This is a genomic window from Shimwellia blattae DSM 4481 = NBRC 105725, from assembly GCF_000262305.1.
GTDB classification, from domain to species: Bacteria; Pseudomonadota; Gammaproteobacteria; order Enterobacterales; family Enterobacteriaceae; genus Shimwellia; species Shimwellia blattae.
In genome coordinates this window covers 3146017-3161607 of sequence record NC_017910.1, presented here as the reverse complement: position 1 = coordinate 3161607, position 15591 = coordinate 3146017, and the positions used below count along the sequence as shown (strand labels likewise).

Below are 15591 nucleotides of genomic sequence, written 5' to 3'. Positions count from 1 at the left end.
TTTAATTTGTATATGCTTCGTTTAATTCACCGCGCGGTTTTTTAGATATTCGTGCGGGCAATGCTGTCCGTCATGCTTTTTTTAAACCGGCGGACTGCCTTCTGGTCATATTTTTGGTTATTTTTAAGGGCGGAATTATCGCTGCCGTTCGCGCTGATATGCTAACGGGGAAATATACCCCGCCCGCGCCCGGCAGGTTATACCCGTTATATCTGAAGGGGAGTCACGGCTGGCTGTGCCATCCGGATATCGCCTCAGCCATGCGGGGATTGTATAAAAGGAAGCGTTTTTATGCCTGCAACTTCATCGCCCCGGCGCCCTTTATTGCGCCGCCTGTTAATTAAAACCGGAAAGCGTTTTCTGCGCTGGAATGGCCGCTTTCAGTCGCGCCACTCGCTGGTTTCCACCACACCCCAGATTGGCAACCACGAATTCGACTGGGTCGCCGCTCTGGAGTCCAGCTGGCCTGCCATCCGCGAGGAGCTGGACCACCTGCTGGAGCACCCGGAAGATATTCCCGCCTTTCACCAGATCTCGCCCGACCAGAAACGCATTTCACAGGGGGATAACTGGAAAACATTTGGCCTGTATGTGTATGGCCAGCGGGTAGCGGAGAACTGCGCCCTGTGCCCGCGCACGGCGGCGGCGGTCAGCGCTATTCCCGGCATGCGCACCGCCATGTTTTCCATTCTTCAGCCCCATTACCATATTGTTCCCCATAAAGGGCCCACCCGGGCTGTTGTGCGTGCCCACCTCGGGCTGATTGTCCCGCAACCGAAAGAGAAGCTGTGGATCCGCGTGGATGACCAGATCCTGCACTGGGAAGAGGGCAAAGTGATCATCTTTGACGACTCCTACGAGCACGAAGTACGCAACGACACGGATAAACTGCGCGCGGTGTTATTCCTCGATATTGACCGGCCAGTGGACCGGGTGGGGAAACTGGTCAACAACCTGCTATTTACCCTGATTAAAGCGAGCCCTTATGTCAGACAACCGCTGAAAAACCTCGCCAGCTGGAATAAGCAGCAGGGCAAGGGCCATTAATTCACATATTTATGTCTCCGGGGTATTATTTATATACCCCGGAAAATAATGTTTTTAATTAACTTGTTTATTTAAGTTGAGTGTTTAAGGTGATGAATTTAATAAGTTATGATTGATAAAATACCGGTCTTAATTTGATAATAAACAATGTTTTTATCTTTTTTGCCTGCTATATCATTGGCTGACTAATGCTATAACGGTATTGATGCTGTTGCTGTTACCCTGAAATAATAAAAATACGACCACTGGTCGCAATGACGCAATCCGGATAAAGCTAATGAAAAGGATAAATATCTCTGTTGGCCACGGTATTGCCCGGGCTTTCGCCTTTTTATTGATGAGTGCTGTCTGCACACATCTGCCCCCCGCGCTGGCTGAGGCAAAAAGTGATGTTTTCGCCTCCCGCCATCCGGATCAATTCCACTCCTGGCAGGCCACCGGGGAGCAATCTGCGCGCGAAGATGCGCTGGCAGAAGATCCGCGCCTGGTCATCCTGTGGGCCGGATATCCCTTCGCGCGGGATTACAATAAACCGCGTGGTCACGCCTATGCGCTAACCGACGTGCGGGAAACCCTGCGCACCGGGGCACCCAAAAATGCCGAAGACGGCCCGTTGCCGATGGCCTGCTGGAGCTGTAAAAGCCCGGATGTGGCGCGCCTCATCCAGCAGGGGGGTGAAGAGAGCTATTTTCACGGTAAGTGGGCCCGTGGCGGCCCGGAAATTGTGAATACCATCGGTTGTGCGGATTGCCATAACACCACATCAGCGGAGTTTGCCGCCGGGGAGCCGGCGCTCTCCCTGTCCCGGCCCTATGCGGCACGGGCAATGGAGGCCATTGGTAAACCTTTTGCCAGCGCCAGCCGGTTTGATCAGCAGTCAATGGTGTGCGGCCAGTGTCATGTGGAGTATTACTTCGAAGGGGACAATAAAGTGGTTAAGTTTCCGTGGAATGACGGGACCACCGCACAAGATATGGAGAAATACTACGATGCGCTGGCCTTTGCCGACTGGACTCACCCGTTGTCTAAAACGCCGCTACTTAAGGCTCAGCATCCGGAATATGAAACCTGGCGCGTGGGGATCCACGGCAAAAACAACGTCACCTGTGTTGACTGCCATATGCCGAAGGTACAAAACGCCGCAGGGAAATTTTATACCGACCATAAAGTCGGCAACCCGTTTGATAATTTTGCCCATACCTGCGTTAACTGCCATACCCAGGATAAAACCTCCCTGCAGAAAATTGTCCAGTCGCGCAAACAGGCTATCCATGAGCTGAAAATTAAAGTTGAGGATCAGTTGATCCATGCGCACTTTGAAGCGCAGGCCGCCTGGCAGGCTGGGGCCACTGAGGCCGAAATGGCTCCGGCGCTGCTGGATATTCGCCATGCCCAGTGGCGCTGGGATCTGGCGATTGCCTCCCACGGGATCCATATGCACGCCCCGGAAGAAGGGCTGCGGATGCTGGGCAGTGCGCTGGATAAATCTGCGGACGCGCGCACAAAATTGATCCGCCTGCTGGCAACCCGGGGGATCAGCCACGAAATCCCGCTGCCGGATCTCTCCACCAAAGCGAACGCCCAGCAAGCCATTGGGCTGGATATGCAGCGTATTAACGCTGAAAAGCAGGAATTTCTGCAATCGGTGGTGCCGCACTGGGATGCTCAGGCACGTAAAAATGGTCTGTTAAGCCAGTAACCACGGGGCCGGATTAGGCAATGGAGTCAATATGGGCGTATTACGTTCGCTATGCATAGTGGGCCTGTTCTGGTGCAGTGTCGGTGTCAGCCCGGCCTCTGAACCGGCCATACCCCGCTATGAGGTTACCCCTCAGCGCAATCCGGATGCCGCCTGCCAGGGGTGCCATAAACCAGAGCTACAGGGGATGCACGGCCTGCATGCGCAGGCCATTAACCCTGGCAATAAACGCCAGGTCACCTGTACTCACTGCCATGGTAACGCATCGCTACAGCACCGGGAGGGGGCCCGGGATGTGATGCGTTTTAATCAGCCCCTGTACAGGGTGGAACAGCAAAATAGTGTCTGTTTAACCTGCCATCAGCCAGACGCGTTGCAACAGATCTTCTGGCCCCATGGTGTGCATATAACCCGGGTAACGTGCGCCGGGTGTCATACCCTGCATTCCCGCCAGGAGCCCATGCGCGCGCTGGATGACAAAGGGCGCATCCGGATTTGCGTGGATTGTCACCGGGAACAGCAGAGCAGCCCCCATTTTAACCCGGCCTCTGTTCCGGTCCTCAAGGAGCGCCCATGAGTTACACCCGACGCCAGTTTATTACCCGGGCCGGTGCCCTGGCGGTAGCCGGCGGCGCAGGCGCCCGGGTGCTGGCGAACACCCTGACGCTTCACGGCGTGCGCTACGGCATGGTCCATGACGAGTCACGCTGTATTGGCTGCAATGCCTGTGTAGAGGCCTGCCGGGGGGCAAACCAGGTGCCAGAGGGCGTCTCGCGGCTGACGATTATTCGCAGCGAACCACAGGGGACATTCCCGGACGTGCGCTACCGTTTCTTTCGCCACTCCTGCCAGCACTGTGAGCGCGCACCCTGTGTGGAGGTCTGCCCGACAGGGGCCTCGTTCTGTGACAAGGCCAGCGGCATCGTGGATGTTGACCCGGCGCTCTGTGTTGGCTGCCAGTATTGTATCGCCGCCTGCCCTTACCGGGTGCGCTTTATTCACCCGCAGAGTAAAACCGCGGACAAATGCGATTTTTGCCGCAAAACCCGGTTACGGGAGGGGCGTCTGCCCGCCTGTGTGGAGGCCTGTCCGACCCGGGCTCTGGTGTTTGGTAACCTGGATGATCCGGCAAGTGATATCGCCCGCCTGCTGCAGCAGAGCGCCACCTACCGCTATAAGCTGGCGCTCGGTACCCGGCCCAAAATATGGCGTATTCCCTACCGACATGGGGAGGTCACATCATAATGTTGCAGCATGCGTTTCATTTTGACTCCCTGGTGTGGGACTGGCCCATTGCGATTTATCTGTTCCTGATCGGTATCTCCTCCGGGCTGGTGACGCTGTCAGTCTTGCTGCGGCGTCTGCACCCCCGGGAGGGCGGGCCAGACAGCACATTACTGCGCGCCACCCTGATCCTCGGGCCCGGGACGGTGCTCCTGGGGTTACTGATCCTGATCCTGCACCTGACACGCCCCCTGGTCTTCTGGAAACTGATGTTCCACTACAGCATGACCTCGGTGATGTCGATGGGGGTGTTGCTGTTTCAGCTGTATATGGCGGTATTAATCCTCTGGCTGGCGACGATTTTTTCCCCGCAGCTACTGCGCCTGCAGCAGCGCTGGCTGCCCGGATTACACATACTGCCCCGGGCGTTTGCCCGGCTTGCGCAGGTTCACCGCCCGCTGGAAAGCGCCATGCTGGTGCTGGCGTTACTGCTTGGTGCTTACACAGGGTTTTTGCTCTCGGCCCTGAAGGCGTATCCGTTGCTCAATACGCCGGTATTGCCGGTACTGTTTTTATTTTCCGGTGTCTCTTCCGCCATTGCCGTGGCACTGCTGGCCATCACCTTACGCCGGTGTGGTCGGGCACAGCATACGGAGGCGCAATTTCTCCACCATATTGAGGTTCCGGTGGTCTGGCTGGAGATGTTCTTACTGGCCGCGCTGTTTAGCGGTATGGCGCTGGGGGATGAGGGCAAAAGGCGCGCCCTGGCGGCGGCCATGGGGGGCGGTTTCTGGACATGGTGGTTCTGGCTGGGCGTTGTGGGGGTCGGGCTGCTGCTTCCGGCCCTGCTTAAGCGCCGCAAGCAGCACCGTGGCCGGGTACTGGTTATCTGTGGCGCCACGCTGGGCGGGGTGCTGATGCTGCGTTTTTTTATTCTGTATGCCGGGCAACTGACCCTGGCATAGAGCGGAGGGCGGGCGCTGAATATCTATCTTCCTGAAGCCGGGTATCTGGCCCTGTTGCTCAGCTGTGGCACCAGCTGGCTGACCGTATATATAGCCGGGCAGGGCAGGGGAATGGGCCCGGTTGTGGCCGCCACTCAGGCGCAGTTCTTACTGCTGGCGCTGGCGTTTTGCATGCTGATTATCTGCTTTCTGGGAGATGATTTCTCCGTGGAGTATGTGGCCCGGCACAGCCACCGTCTGTTGCCGCGTGGGCTGGCGCTGGCGGCGGTGTGGAGTGGGCATGAAGGGTCATTACTGTTATGGGTGCTCTCCCTTTGCTTATGGAGCGTGCTGTTTGCCCGCCGTTACCGGCATGATCCGGATCCGCTCTACCCGCGGGTACTGGGGATCCTGGCATTGATAACGGCATTACTGCTGATGCTGGTGATAGGCCTGGCGGATCCCTTTGCCCGCCTGTTGCCGCCCGCCGTTGAGGGGCGGGATCTGGCCCCGGTGCTGCAACATCCGGGGGGGATTGTTCATCCGCCGCTGCTGTACCTCGGTTACAGCGGGCTGATGCTGGTGGCGGCGGTGGTGGTGGCCGCCCTGTTGACGGGGCGTTTTTGTTCAGCAACCGCCAGGGTGTGCTGGCGCTGGGCAGTGCCCGGCTGGTGTGCGCTTACCCTGGGGATCTTGTCTGGTGCCTGGTGGGCATATGGCGTGCTGGGCTGGGGAGGATGGTGGTTCTGGGATCCGGTTGAAAACGCGGCCCTGCTGCCCTGGCTTTCTGCCACGGCGTTGTTGCATACCCTGTCCGTTGCGCGCCGGCGGGCGCGGTTTTATTACTGGTCACAGTTGCTGGCCATCATCACGCTGGTTTTTGTGTTGCTCGGTATTCTGATGGTGCGCAGCGGGGTGTTGCTGTCGGTTCACGCTTTTGCCCCGGGGGAGCGGCAGGCATTGCCGCTGTTTGCCCTGTTTACGCTGCTGAGCCTGGCGGCCCTTGGGATCTTTGGTCGGCGGGCCGGTTATGGTCGCCTGAGATCTGCAGGCCCCGGGCCGGAGGAGACCGGGATCCTTGCGGCGGCGCTGTTATTCAGCGCGGTACTGCTTATTGTGCTGACCGGCACCCTGTATCCCATGCTCCACAGCCTGCTGGGCCGGGGGCGGATTTCCGTGGGGGCGGCTTATTTTAACCGTGCAACGCTGCCCTTCGGCCTGCTGATGCTGGTGGCTATTATCATGGTCAGTGTACAGCGGGTGCCGGGCAGGGCGTTTTTCAGCCGGTTACCGGCGCTGTTAGCCCATGGCGGTGTGCTGCTGGCTGCCGCCGGGATTGCGGCATCCGTCATCACCCGCCAGGAGATCAGCCTGAATATGGTAGCGGGCCAGCAGGTTGCTCTGGGTGGTTACCGGTTCCGTTTTGAGCGGGTGGATCTTATTGCCCGGGAAAACTACACCAGTGAACAGGCGCTGATCACCCTGTGGCGGGGTGAGCAGCAAACCGGACAGTTGCGGCCCGGGCGGCGCTTTTACACGACCCGTCGCCAGACGATGATGATACCCGGGATCACTAGTGGGCTGCTGTATGACGGCTATGCGGTGCTGGGGGAGAAGACCGGGCCACAGCGTTACGCGCTGCGCCTGTACATCCAGACCGGCATAAGCTGGATATGGGGCGGCGGGCTGCTGATGGTAGCTGGGGGGCTGTGCAGCGCCTGGCAGGGGAGGTGGCGCCGTGGGTAAGAGGTGGCGCTGTGTATTCCGGGGGGCGGCCGTTATGCTGGTGGCCGGGTATCTGCTGGTCCCTCGCTGGCAGGCCGTGCGCCAGGAGCAGCAGCGTCTGATGACACCTGCTGATGAGCTGGCCGGGTTGCAGCAAAAAATTCAGGCTGATCCCCAAAATGGTGCCCTGTGGGCTCTGCTGGGAGAGTATTACCTCTGGCGTAACGCCTATGGGCCCGCGTTGCAGGCATACCGCCAGGCGCTGAACACCGGGGAGGCGCCAGCACAATACTACGCGGCGCTGGCCACGGTGCTGTATTACCAGGCCGGGCAGCAAATGACACCGGCTGCGCGCACCATGCTTAATCGTGCGCTGGAACTGGATCCGCAAGAAGTCACCGCCCTGATGCTGCAGGCATCCAGTGCATTTATGCAGGCGGATTACCCGCAGGCAATTGTCCTGTGGCAACAGATCCTCGACACCCACTCAGCGCGCATTAACAGCCGCCAGATTGTCGATGCCATTAATATGGCGCGCCTTATGTCAACCGCACAGCCTGCGCAGTCGCGTACTGATTAGCGCAGCGCCTGCTGTAGGTAGTCAATAAACGAGCCGATCAATGGGTTACCATGCTTGTTTTTGCGCTGTATGGCGTATAAGTAGTGTGAGCGGCCAGCATTTATCCCGGGGAATAGCCGGACAAGCACCCCCTTTTTGATATAAGGCTTGACCAGGTAGTCCGGTAAGCAGGATATACCGCCGTGGCGTAGCAGGATCCGCAGTAATACCAGACTGGAGCGGGCTGTAATTGCGGCATTTACCGGGATAATCTGCTCACCATCCGGACCACTGAATATCCAGCTATTGTGATATGCGGCCATTGGGTTGGACAGGCAGTGGTGGCTGGCCACATCCCGGGGCGATGCAATAGCTGGCTTACCATACAGGTAATCCGGTGAGCAGCAGTAGATCCAGTGTACCCGGGCCAGCAAGGTTTTATTTTCAGCCGGCTCCATCTGGCGGGTGATCCGCAGTGCCAGATCGAAATGGGTTTCGGCAAAACTGATTAACTGATCACTGAGCTCAATATGCAGGCTGGTCAGCGGATACGCTTGCTGATATCCGCTAATCAGCGGTGATAAAATTTCAACCCCCCAGGCCACCGGGCAGGAGAGTTTGATAATGTTGCGCTGGTCAGGGGAGGCTCTGCCAGGTGTCAGCATATGTTCGCACTCTTCCAGCAGCGCCAGAGCCTGATTAAAAAGCACTTCACCGCGCCAGGTGAGGAATAATTTACGGCTACCTCTTTTTATCAGTTGGGTCTCGAGTTGGGTTTCCAGTTTTGCCAGGCTTTTACTGACCGCTGATGGCGAAAGCCCCAACTCTCTGGCTGCCCGGGTAAAGCTACCGGTAATAATGATGCGTACAAATATCGTGAGCTGTTGTAACGTTCCGGATGTAATCATTGTGTCACCCTGCAGAGGTTATGAATAATATTTAGTTATTTTATTTACCTGTATGGCTAAATTTTTGTGTGTTTTTAATAACGGGTTTATTTTTTGTCATGCCGGTTGTGAATATAAGGAAATTAAGCGGTGGTTTATTTTATTATGATCACATAATCGAATTTAACTGGTGGTTGGTATTAAATTGCTATGGTTAGTTTATGTGGCGCGATTTTATGTCTAACACGGTAATCCCCCCGAAAAACCGGTGTGTTCATAGGTAGAATTTTCTCGTAATCTGAACCGGGGAGATCTCTATGAAAAAATCACGCTTTACCGACAGCCAGATCATGGCCATCCTCAAGCAGGCTGAGGCCGGAACGCCAGTTGCTGAACTGTGCCGCGAGCATGGTATGAGCAATGCCAGTTTCTACAAGTGGCGTTCACGCTTTGGCGGAATGGATGCATCCATGATGGCCCGACTAAAAGAGCTGGAAGATGAAAACCGCCGCCTGAAAAAGATGTATGCCGAAGAACGGCTCAAAGCCGAAATTATTCAGGAGGCTATGGCAAAAAAGTGGTGAAGCCATCGCAGCGAAAGCAGATGGCACAGGACGCGGTCAGGCACCGAAGCGTCAGCATACGTTTTGCCTGCCAGTTGTTTGTTGTCAGCGAAAGTTGCTATCGCTATCAGCCTCAACTGAATGAAGAAAACACGGTTATTGCTGACTGGCTACTCCGTATCACCGACAGTCAGCGCAACTGGGGTTTTGGTCTGTGCTTTTTGTACCTGCGTAACGTAAAAGGCTTTAAGTTCAATCACAAAAGGGTATACCGGATTTATTGCGAGTTGTCGCTGAACAGGCGAATTAAACCGAAAAAACGACTGAAACGGGATAAGCCCGAGCCGCTGGCGGTGCCTGAAAGCCGCAATGAATGCTGGTCGATGGACTTCATGCACGATCAACTGTCGGATGGTCGTTCCGTCCGATTGCTGAATGTTATCGATGACTTTAATCGTGAAGCGCTGGCCATTGAGGTAGATTTTTCTCTTCCCGCAAATCGTGTGGTGAGGACACTCGAACAACTGATTGAGTGGAAAGGTAAACCAGCAGCAATACGATGTGATAATGGGCCAGAATATACCGGCAAGATACTGATGTCATGGGCTGCTCAGCAGAATATCACCCTGCGTTTTATTCAACCCGGAAAACCTCAGCAAAATGCATATATTGAGCGATATAACCGGACTGTACGTTATGACTGGCTGGGACAGCACCTGTTTACATCACTGGACGAATTGCAGGACTATGCCACACGCTGGCAATGGTTTTATAATCACGAGCGTCCGAATATGGCACTGAATGGTTTCACGCCAATGCAGCATATTCAACGCATGACCTGATTCTACTTATCGCCTCCGTTAAAAATGGGGGGATTACCACACCTGTAATGGTAATGATTATGACTGATGATAATACAATATCCTCTACTATGCGTAATGCAAAAATTCCGTTTACCTCCTATGACGCCGGATGGGTAGTACTGTGTATTGGTATGGCAATTGGAGGTGGGATTATTTTTCTTCCGGTGCAGATAGGATTAAAAGGTATTTGGGTTTTTTCTCTCTCTGTGGTTGTGGCCTATCCGGCATTGTATATGATGCAGACCCTGTATCTTAAAACTTTATCCCGGAGCCCGGAATACAAGGATTACTCTGGCGTTATTACTTATTATCTGGGGAAAAACTGGGGTTTTTTCCTCGGAGTTACTTATTTTATCATGCTGCTGAAGGGTATGCTGACATATTCTCTGGCCGCGACATTTGATAGTGCTTCATATTTACATACCTTTGGCGTAACGAGCCAGGTACTCTCTGATAACGGTTGGTATGGTTTACTGGTACTCACGGTACTGGTTAGTATTGCGGCGCAGGGGGAGAAATTACTGTTTAAAATTTCCGGGCCCATGGTGCTGCTTAAACTGGCGATTGTTATCTTACTTGGGCTGATTATGATCCCGCACTGGAATATGGCGAATATTAGCCTGTTACCTCCAGTGGGGGAGCTGCTGGTGGGTATGATACTGACATTGCCATTTACCTTATTTTCTATTTTATTTGTTCAGATCCTTAGCCCAATGAATGTTGCTTTCAGAAAAACAGAACCTGATGCGGAGATCGCCACCTACCGGGCTCTGCGTGCGAGCCGTATCGCCTATGGTATTCTGGTCTGTGCCGTTCTTTTTTTCGCTTTTTCATTTACTTTTTCGCTTAGTCATGAGCAGGCAATGGAGGCAGCGAGTAATAATATCTCAGCGATGGCTATTGTTGCCAGGGTTGTACCGGGTGAAATAATTAAGGTGATGTCTATATTGTTGAATGTATTTGCCATTGTGACGGCATTCTTCGGCATATTTCTTGGCTTTCAGGAAGCGATGAAGGGCATAGTGGTTAATGTATTGGCGCGTTTTATGAATGAGCAGCGGATTAATGAACGAGCCGTTAGTATTGGTGTGGCGATATTTATTGTGCTACTGCTATGGGGATGGGTACTGACCCATTTCCCTATTCTGCTTTTGCAACAGATAGGGGCCCCGGTATACGGTATTGTCTCTTGTATGATCCCCTGTTATCTGGTGCTTAAGGTGCCACAATTGAAAAAATATTACTCGTGGCGAATTTTATTTATCTCCGGTACGGGCCTGCTGTTGTGCCTGTCACCATTTTTTAAATTCCTTGAATAACAGGTGCGCGATGAAAAACAGACCTGAATTATCGTCATGGCATATCAGTACCCAGTTATCGATGCTGGGACGCTCCCCGGCGCAACAGTACGGATTTGTCAACCCACCGGTTTACCGGGGATCGACAGTCATTTACCCCACTTGTGATGCAATTCGTAATAAGCAGGCACCATTCTCTTACGGAACGGCGGGTACGCCAACGATTCAAAGCCTGGAGAATGCCTGGACCGCGTTGTGCAATGCGGCGGGAACAGTGCTTGCCCCTTCTGGTCTGGGGGCGCTGGCGCTGGCGCTGTTTTCTGTGACCCGCAGTGGTGATCATCTTCTGGTGACAGATTCAGTGTATCGGCCAACACGTAATTTTTGCCATACGCTGCTGGCCAGATATGGTGTCAGTATCACGTTTTATGATCCGTTAATTGGCGAGGAGATCGACGGGCTGATTAGGGAGAATACCCGGGCTATTTTGCTGGAGTGTCCGGGCTCACAGAGTTTTGAAGTACAGGATATCGGGGCGATTGTCGCAGTGGCGCAACGGCGAGGGATCAGCACCATTATAGATAATACCTGGGCTACGCCATTATTTTGTCAGGTACATGCGCTGGGTATTGATTTATCGGTTGAGGCGGGAACTAAGTATCCCGGCGGGCATTCAGATTTGCTGATGGGGATGGTTTCTGCGAATGAGCGTCACTGGCCTGCGCTGCGCCAGACGTATGATGCACTGGCGATGCTGCCTGGTGCGGAGGATTGTTTTCTGGTATTACGCGGTTTACGGACGATGCATTTACGAGTTAAAGAGGCCGAGTCCAGAGGGCTGGAGATGGCGGCCTGGCTTCAGGGGCAGCCGGAAATTAGCCGCGTGCTGCATCCGGCCATGCCGGACTGCCCGGGGCATATTAACTGGTGTCGGTATTTTACCGGATCAACCGGGTTATTTTCAGTGGTACTGGATAGTCGTTTTACCCGACAGGATGTTGATAATATGCTGAATAATATGAAGATATTTAGCATGGGATTTTCATGGGGAGGATTTGAGAGCCTGATTATTCCATTTGATTGTACGGAGTATCGCACTGCGACAACATGGCGCCCTGGTGGCCTGACGCTGCGTATTCAGATTGGCCTTGAAGATATGGCCGATCTGAAAAACGATCTGGTTGCCGGGTTAGCGCGTTTGCGTGGTGAGTAGGTGGGGCGCAATTTGCCGGATCACCCGGCGAGATGTTCCCCGTCCGCCAGGCCCAGGCCGGTTTGCTTGCTGTACCAGGGAGCCACTCCCTGTGGTGAGACCAGGACCACCTGTGCTGCCGGGCGGTGGTGCGTAGTGCGAAAGTGCGCCAGTGTGTCGTCGTCCGGGGTATCCAGGCTGGCGGCATGTTTTTGCCACCAGGAGAGGCGCACAGACAGGTGACTCAGTTCCCAGGGGAAGTCGCCACCACTGGCCTGCGGCTGCAACTGACCGTTGTCATCGCGCCAGGCGAGGTAGATATCCACGCTCTCTTCCCCGGTTCGGGTAGAGAACTCCCGGTTATCGCTCCATAAAAAATCACTGGCGTCCCGGGCGTAACCCTTGTCCCGCAGCAACAGGTTTTGTGCCGCCACCGCACGCTGGCTGAGCACCTTGCCAAAAGCCAGATCCGCCAGCGGCTGCAACCCCTCTGGGGCACTGATCTGCTGCTCATAAACCCCGTCAACCAGCTGGCGGGCATTGTCCGGCATGCGAATCTCCCCGAACTGGCGCAACATTGCCTGGCTGCGCCACAGGCATGCCTGATCCTGGTAGACAAAACCGCTACTGCGCAGCTCTGTTCCCAGCCAGCCGGGGGCGGCCTCCGGTTGCCATTCCGGGGCCAGAATATGCAATACCGGCGGATGGCGCTCGTCGGGCAGGGTGGCTTTACACCGGCCCCGGGCATCGCGGATATGGCGCTGCAGGCGGCCCGCCCGCTGGATCAGGAAATCGATCGGGGCGAGATCGGAAATCATCCAGTCAAAATCCAGATCGAGGCTCTGCTCCACTACCTGGGTGGCGATCAGCACTTTACCCCGGCGCGCTCCCTGCGGAGTGTGCTTACCGAACCAGGAGAGGGTCTTTTCTTCGATATCCATCCGGTCGCCAAAGGCAAAGCGGCTGTGAAACAGCAGCAGATCCTCTTTGGGAATGATCCCCTCATTCAGCAGATGGCGGAATATGCCGGTGGCGTCATCCACGGTGTTACGGATCCAGCACACGCACTGCCTGGCAGCGACTGCCCGGTGCACTACGGCCAGCGCTTCGTCACGGCTGTGGAGCCAGTCGATGGCGACAGTACGCCGGACTTCCTCGCGGGTTGCCAGCTGATATTCCGCCAGCCCGTGAGATGTACGGTGGCTCAGCCAGGGGTATCCCGCAGGCTGGCTGTCACCACCGGGAAGAAAACCGGCACCGCTCTCAAAGGCACTGAGTAACTTTTCCCGCAGCGCGGCGGGAAGCGTGGCGCTGAGAATAATAGCGCTGCCCCCCTGGGCGGCGTGAAAGCGCAGTAACCCTTCCAGCAGTTTCACCATATAGCCATCATAGGCGTGGACTTCATCCAGCAGCAGAATTTTGTTCTGCATGCCCAGCAGCCGCAGGCTCTGATGGCGAAACGGCATCACCCCCATCAGCAACTGATCCAGTGTGCCGACCCCAACTTCTGCCAGCAGGGCTTTTTTACGTGAGTCAGCAAACCAGGCATGGCAGGCGGCGCTGGTGTTGGGATCGTCCGGGGCATAGTCCTGTGCCTGGGTGCTGGTGGGCTGCCAGAGGGACTGGCTAAACGCGGCAGACATATGGCGCCCGCCGTGGGCCAGTACCAGAGAGGGGCTCGCCTCTGTGGCGAAGAGCGCGCGGTAAGCCTGGGCCAGGCGGGTATACATGGCGTTGGCGGTTGCCATGGTCGGCAACCCAACATATAACCCGCTCCCCTTACCGGCCGCCATCAGCCGGTGAGTGAGGATCAGCGCCGCTTCGGTTTTCCCGGCACCGGTAACATCTTCCAGAATCATCAGCTGCGGCCCGGGGGCTGAAATATCCAGCGTAGCCGCCTGCTGCTGGAGCGGGGTTAACTGGTCGATAAACGGAAACAGCGCCCGGTGATCATGGTAAGCGCTGTGAGCTGAAGGGGCAGGCAGCCGGGAGACGGCGCGCTGTGCCTTTTCACAGGCAAGAGGCCAGTAGGTGTCTATGGTCATTGGCTCGCTGAGCAGCGGAAACTGCGCCTGATCAGAGCCCATCCAGTCTGCCAGGATCGTCAGCCCGGCAAAAAACCAGCTGTGCTGTTTGAGTGTTTTCTGGCCGTCCCGGGTTTTCCAGCTCTGCGGGAGCGTGAAGGGAAAATGCCGGGTTAATGTTTCCAGGTAATGGCAGGCGGCGCGGATATCGGCGGCATCAAATGCCAGCGCGCTTTTATTTTCCAGGGTGTCGGGGGGAATACCGTGGTGCCCCGTGGCTATCTGCATCCAGGTGGTTAAGGCGCTTTTATAGCGCCTGCGGTTTTCCGGTGCGCTATCCGCCAGCAGCTGATTCTCCTGGTTGCACCAGGCGGAAAATAATGTCTGCCACAGATAAAAACCCAGCGAGTCATGGCGCTCCATGGCGGCTACCCCCGCCAGTGGGGGAACCAGCGGAGTGCCGGGGAACGCTGCGTAGCGCTGAAAGCCGCGGGCAAATTTTCCGATATCGTGGCAGGCCAGCAGCCAGATTATCCAGTTTTCAGCGTCCTGGCCGGTTAGCCCGCAGGCGGCCAGCATCTCCCGGGCCTGGAACAGGTTGTTGCGCACCATGTAATGGCCGCAGGCTGCCACATCCAGGCAGTGCCAGGCCAGCAAATGGTAGGGGGCACTGTGTTTATCGTCCGGTGTGCGGTTAGTTTTCCCCCAGTAGTGAAGAAAATCAGCGTCCGGTATTGTTGCCATATTTGTCGTCGGTAGTCCGTTTATCTGGTGGCGCTCCTGCTTAGATGTGAAAAGCTATCCGTTTACCGGTCGGCAACTCAACATCAAGGCTCAGTTTACCCCCCATGGCCTCAATATAGCGTTTGAGCGTGGCCAGTTTGATATCATTCCCGCGTTGTTCAATCTGTGTAATGGCAGGCTGCCGGATGCCCATTGCGTCGGCCACCGCCTTCTGGGATAGCTGCAGCTCCTCACGCATCATCTGGAGGCCCGTTTCTAAAATCATCTCTTCGGCCATTTCGTTAATGCGGGCCTGGCTCTCAGGCGTCTGGGCGGCAATGACTTCTTTTAGTGTTCTCATTTCGTACTACCCTCCAACGTTGCAAGGTGAGCGGAAAACTCGTCGTCAGCAATGCGGATCATTCTGTCGTAAAACTTTTTGTCATTACTTTTATCACCGGCGCAAAGCACAATGGCACGGCGAACCGGATCAAACGCAAAAAATGCCCGGACAGGGTATCCGGAATACTGAATGCGCAACTCCTTCATGTTTTTATATCGTGAGCCATAAACGGTATCCGCATATGGCCGGGAAAGAGAAGGACCGTACTTTTCCAGATTGCGCAGGTTGGCTAACACTTTTTCCTTCAGTGCGGGCTCTTGCTCTTCAAACCAGGCATCAAAAACTGGCCCAAAAAATACAGTCCACATTTACGCGCTCCATATATAAGCCGTAGCTTATTAAGTGAGTGTATAAGCCACTGGTCATAATTGCAACAAAACAGCCTTGTTTAACATACAACGTCGAAAACGATCCGCTCCGGAGGTACTGACGGCCTGTGG

14 protein-coding genes are annotated in these 15591 nt (G+C 55.3%); 10 read left to right on the top strand and 4 right to left on the bottom strand.

From position 1 onward, the window contains the following. The first annotated feature begins 291 nt into the window (after positions 1–291). From EBL_RS14905 to EBL_RS14875, 7 genes are all read left to right on the top strand, one after another. Positions 292–1047, top strand: coding sequence for an aspartyl/asparaginyl beta-hydroxylase domain-containing protein (locus EBL_RS14905; RefSeq protein WP_002445458.1), 756 nt, complete (start codon positions 292–294; stop codon positions 1045–1047). Between the two features lie 337 nt (positions 1048–1384). Next, positions 1385–2746, top strand: coding sequence for an ammonia-forming nitrite reductase cytochrome c552 subunit (nrfA, locus tag EBL_RS14900; protein ID WP_232001984.1), 1362 nt, complete (start codon positions 1385–1387; stop codon positions 2744–2746). 31 nt (positions 2747–2777) lie between these two features. Continuing rightward, on the top strand, positions 2778–3323 hold the full coding sequence (gene nrfB, locus EBL_RS14895; protein ID WP_002445461.1) for a cytochrome c nitrite reductase pentaheme subunit: 546 nt from the start codon (positions 2778–2780) through the stop codon (positions 3321–3323). Next, positions 3320–3991, top strand: coding sequence for a 4Fe-4S dicluster domain-containing protein (locus EBL_RS14890; protein ID WP_002445462.1), 672 nt, complete (start codon positions 3320–3322; stop codon positions 3989–3991). Before nrfB ends, EBL_RS14890 begins: the two co-directional genes overlap by 4 nt. After that, a complete protein-coding gene (gene nrfD, locus EBL_RS14885) occupies positions 3991–4935 on the top strand; it encodes a cytochrome c nitrite reductase subunit NrfD (RefSeq protein WP_002445464.1) in 945 nt (314 codons plus the stop codon). Before EBL_RS14890 ends, nrfD begins: the two co-directional genes overlap by 1 nt. A gap of 15 nt (positions 4936–4950) precedes the next feature. Next, positions 4951–6660: a heme lyase NrfEFG subunit NrfE gene (gene nrfE / locus EBL_RS14880; protein WP_071840836.1), complete on the top strand. Its 1710-nt coding sequence runs from the start codon at positions 4951–4953 to the stop codon at positions 6658–6660. Positions 6661–6694: 34 nt separating this feature from the next. Next, complete coding sequence (locus EBL_RS14875; protein WP_232001983.1) at positions 6695–7219, top strand: TPR domain-containing protein; 525 nt, start codon at positions 6695–6697, stop codon at positions 7217–7219. Here EBL_RS14875 and EBL_RS14870 read toward each other — a convergent pair. Next, positions 7216–8106, bottom strand: coding sequence for a LysR family transcriptional regulator (locus tag EBL_RS14870; RefSeq protein WP_002445471.1), 891 nt, complete (start codon positions 8104–8106; stop codon positions 7216–7218). The genes EBL_RS14875 and EBL_RS14870 overlap by 4 nt on opposite strands. Before the next feature lie 296 nt (positions 8107–8402). On the opposite strand from EBL_RS14870, the gene EBL_RS14860 reads away from it, so the two are divergent. The 3 genes from EBL_RS14860 to metC all read left to right on the top strand — a co-directional run bounded on the left by EBL_RS14860 (position 8403) and on the right by metC (position 12022). Beyond that, a protein-coding gene (locus EBL_RS14860) for an IS3 family transposase (protein WP_126298255.1) occupies positions 8403–9490 on the top strand; the annotation gives its coding sequence in 2 pieces (ribosomal slippage) (positions 8403–8655 and positions 8655–9490; 1089 coding nt in all). Between the two features lie 53 nt (positions 9491–9543). Further along, positions 9544–10830: an amino acid permease gene (locus EBL_RS14855; protein ID WP_014716152.1), complete on the top strand. Its 1287-nt coding sequence runs from the start codon at positions 9544–9546 to the stop codon at positions 10828–10830. A 10-nt stretch (positions 10831–10840) separates the two neighbouring features. Next, positions 10841–12022, top strand: coding sequence for a cystathionine beta-lyase (gene metC, locus EBL_RS14850; protein WP_014716151.1), 1182 nt, complete (start codon positions 10841–10843; stop codon positions 12020–12022). A 20-nt stretch (positions 12023–12042) separates the two neighbouring features. Here metC and EBL_RS14845 read toward each other — a convergent pair whose 3' ends face one another. Genes EBL_RS14845 through EBL_RS14835 form a run of 3 tightly spaced genes read right to left on the bottom strand, consistent with a single transcriptional unit; the run spans position 12043 to position 15459 of the window. Beyond that, complete coding sequence (locus tag EBL_RS14845) at positions 12043–14769, bottom strand: CRISPR-associated helicase/endonuclease Cas3 (RefSeq protein ID WP_002442766.1); 2727 nt, start codon at positions 14767–14769, stop codon at positions 12043–12045. Between the two features lie 40 nt (positions 14770–14809). Further along, positions 14810–15109, bottom strand: coding sequence for a helix-turn-helix domain-containing protein (locus tag EBL_RS14840; protein WP_002442768.1), 300 nt, complete (start codon positions 15107–15109; stop codon positions 14810–14812). Then, positions 15106–15459 carry a type II toxin-antitoxin system RelE/ParE family toxin gene (locus EBL_RS14835; RefSeq protein WP_002442770.1) on the bottom strand — a complete coding sequence of 118 codons (354 nt, stop codon included), beginning with the start codon at positions 15457–15459 and terminating at the stop codon, positions 15106–15108. Before EBL_RS14835 ends, EBL_RS14840 begins: the two co-directional genes overlap by 4 nt. Positions 15460–15591 lie beyond the last annotated feature (132 nt).

Coding starts and splice junctions, on each gene's coding strand:
- EBL_RS14875 (WP_232001983.1), top strand. CDS start 6,695: ATGCTGGTGGCCGGGTATCTGCTGGTCCCTCGCTGGCAGGCCGTGCGC.
- EBL_RS14855 (WP_014716152.1), top strand. CDS start 9,544: ATGATTATGACTGATGATAATACAATATCCTCTACTATGCGTAATGCA.
- metC (WP_014716151.1), top strand. CDS start 10,841: ATGAAAAACAGACCTGAATTATCGTCATGGCATATCAGTACCCAGTTA.
- EBL_RS14845 (WP_002442766.1), bottom strand. CDS start 14,769: ATGGCAACAATACCGGACGCTGATTTTCTTCACTACTGGGGGAAAACT.
- nrfB (WP_002445461.1), top strand. CDS start 2,778: ATGGGCGTATTACGTTCGCTATGCATAGTGGGCCTGTTCTGGTGCAGT.
- nrfD (WP_002445464.1), top strand. CDS start 3,991: ATGTTGCAGCATGCGTTTCATTTTGACTCCCTGGTGTGGGACTGGCCC.
- EBL_RS14905 (WP_002445458.1), top strand. CDS start 292: ATGCCTGCAACTTCATCGCCCCGGCGCCCTTTATTGCGCCGCCTGTTA.
- EBL_RS14835 (WP_002442770.1), bottom strand. CDS start 15,459: ATGTGGACTGTATTTTTTGGGCCAGTTTTTGATGCCTGGTTTGAAGAG.
- EBL_RS14870 (WP_002445471.1), bottom strand. CDS start 8,106: ATGATTACATCCGGAACGTTACAACAGCTCACGATATTTGTACGCATC.
- EBL_RS14840 (WP_002442768.1), bottom strand. CDS start 15,109: ATGAGAACACTAAAAGAAGTCATTGCCGCCCAGACGCCTGAGAGCCAG.
- nrfA (WP_232001984.1), top strand. CDS start 1,385: ATGAGTGCTGTCTGCACACATCTGCCCCCCGCGCTGGCTGAGGCAAAA.
- EBL_RS14890 (WP_002445462.1), top strand. CDS start 3,320: ATGAGTTACACCCGACGCCAGTTTATTACCCGGGCCGGTGCCCTGGCG.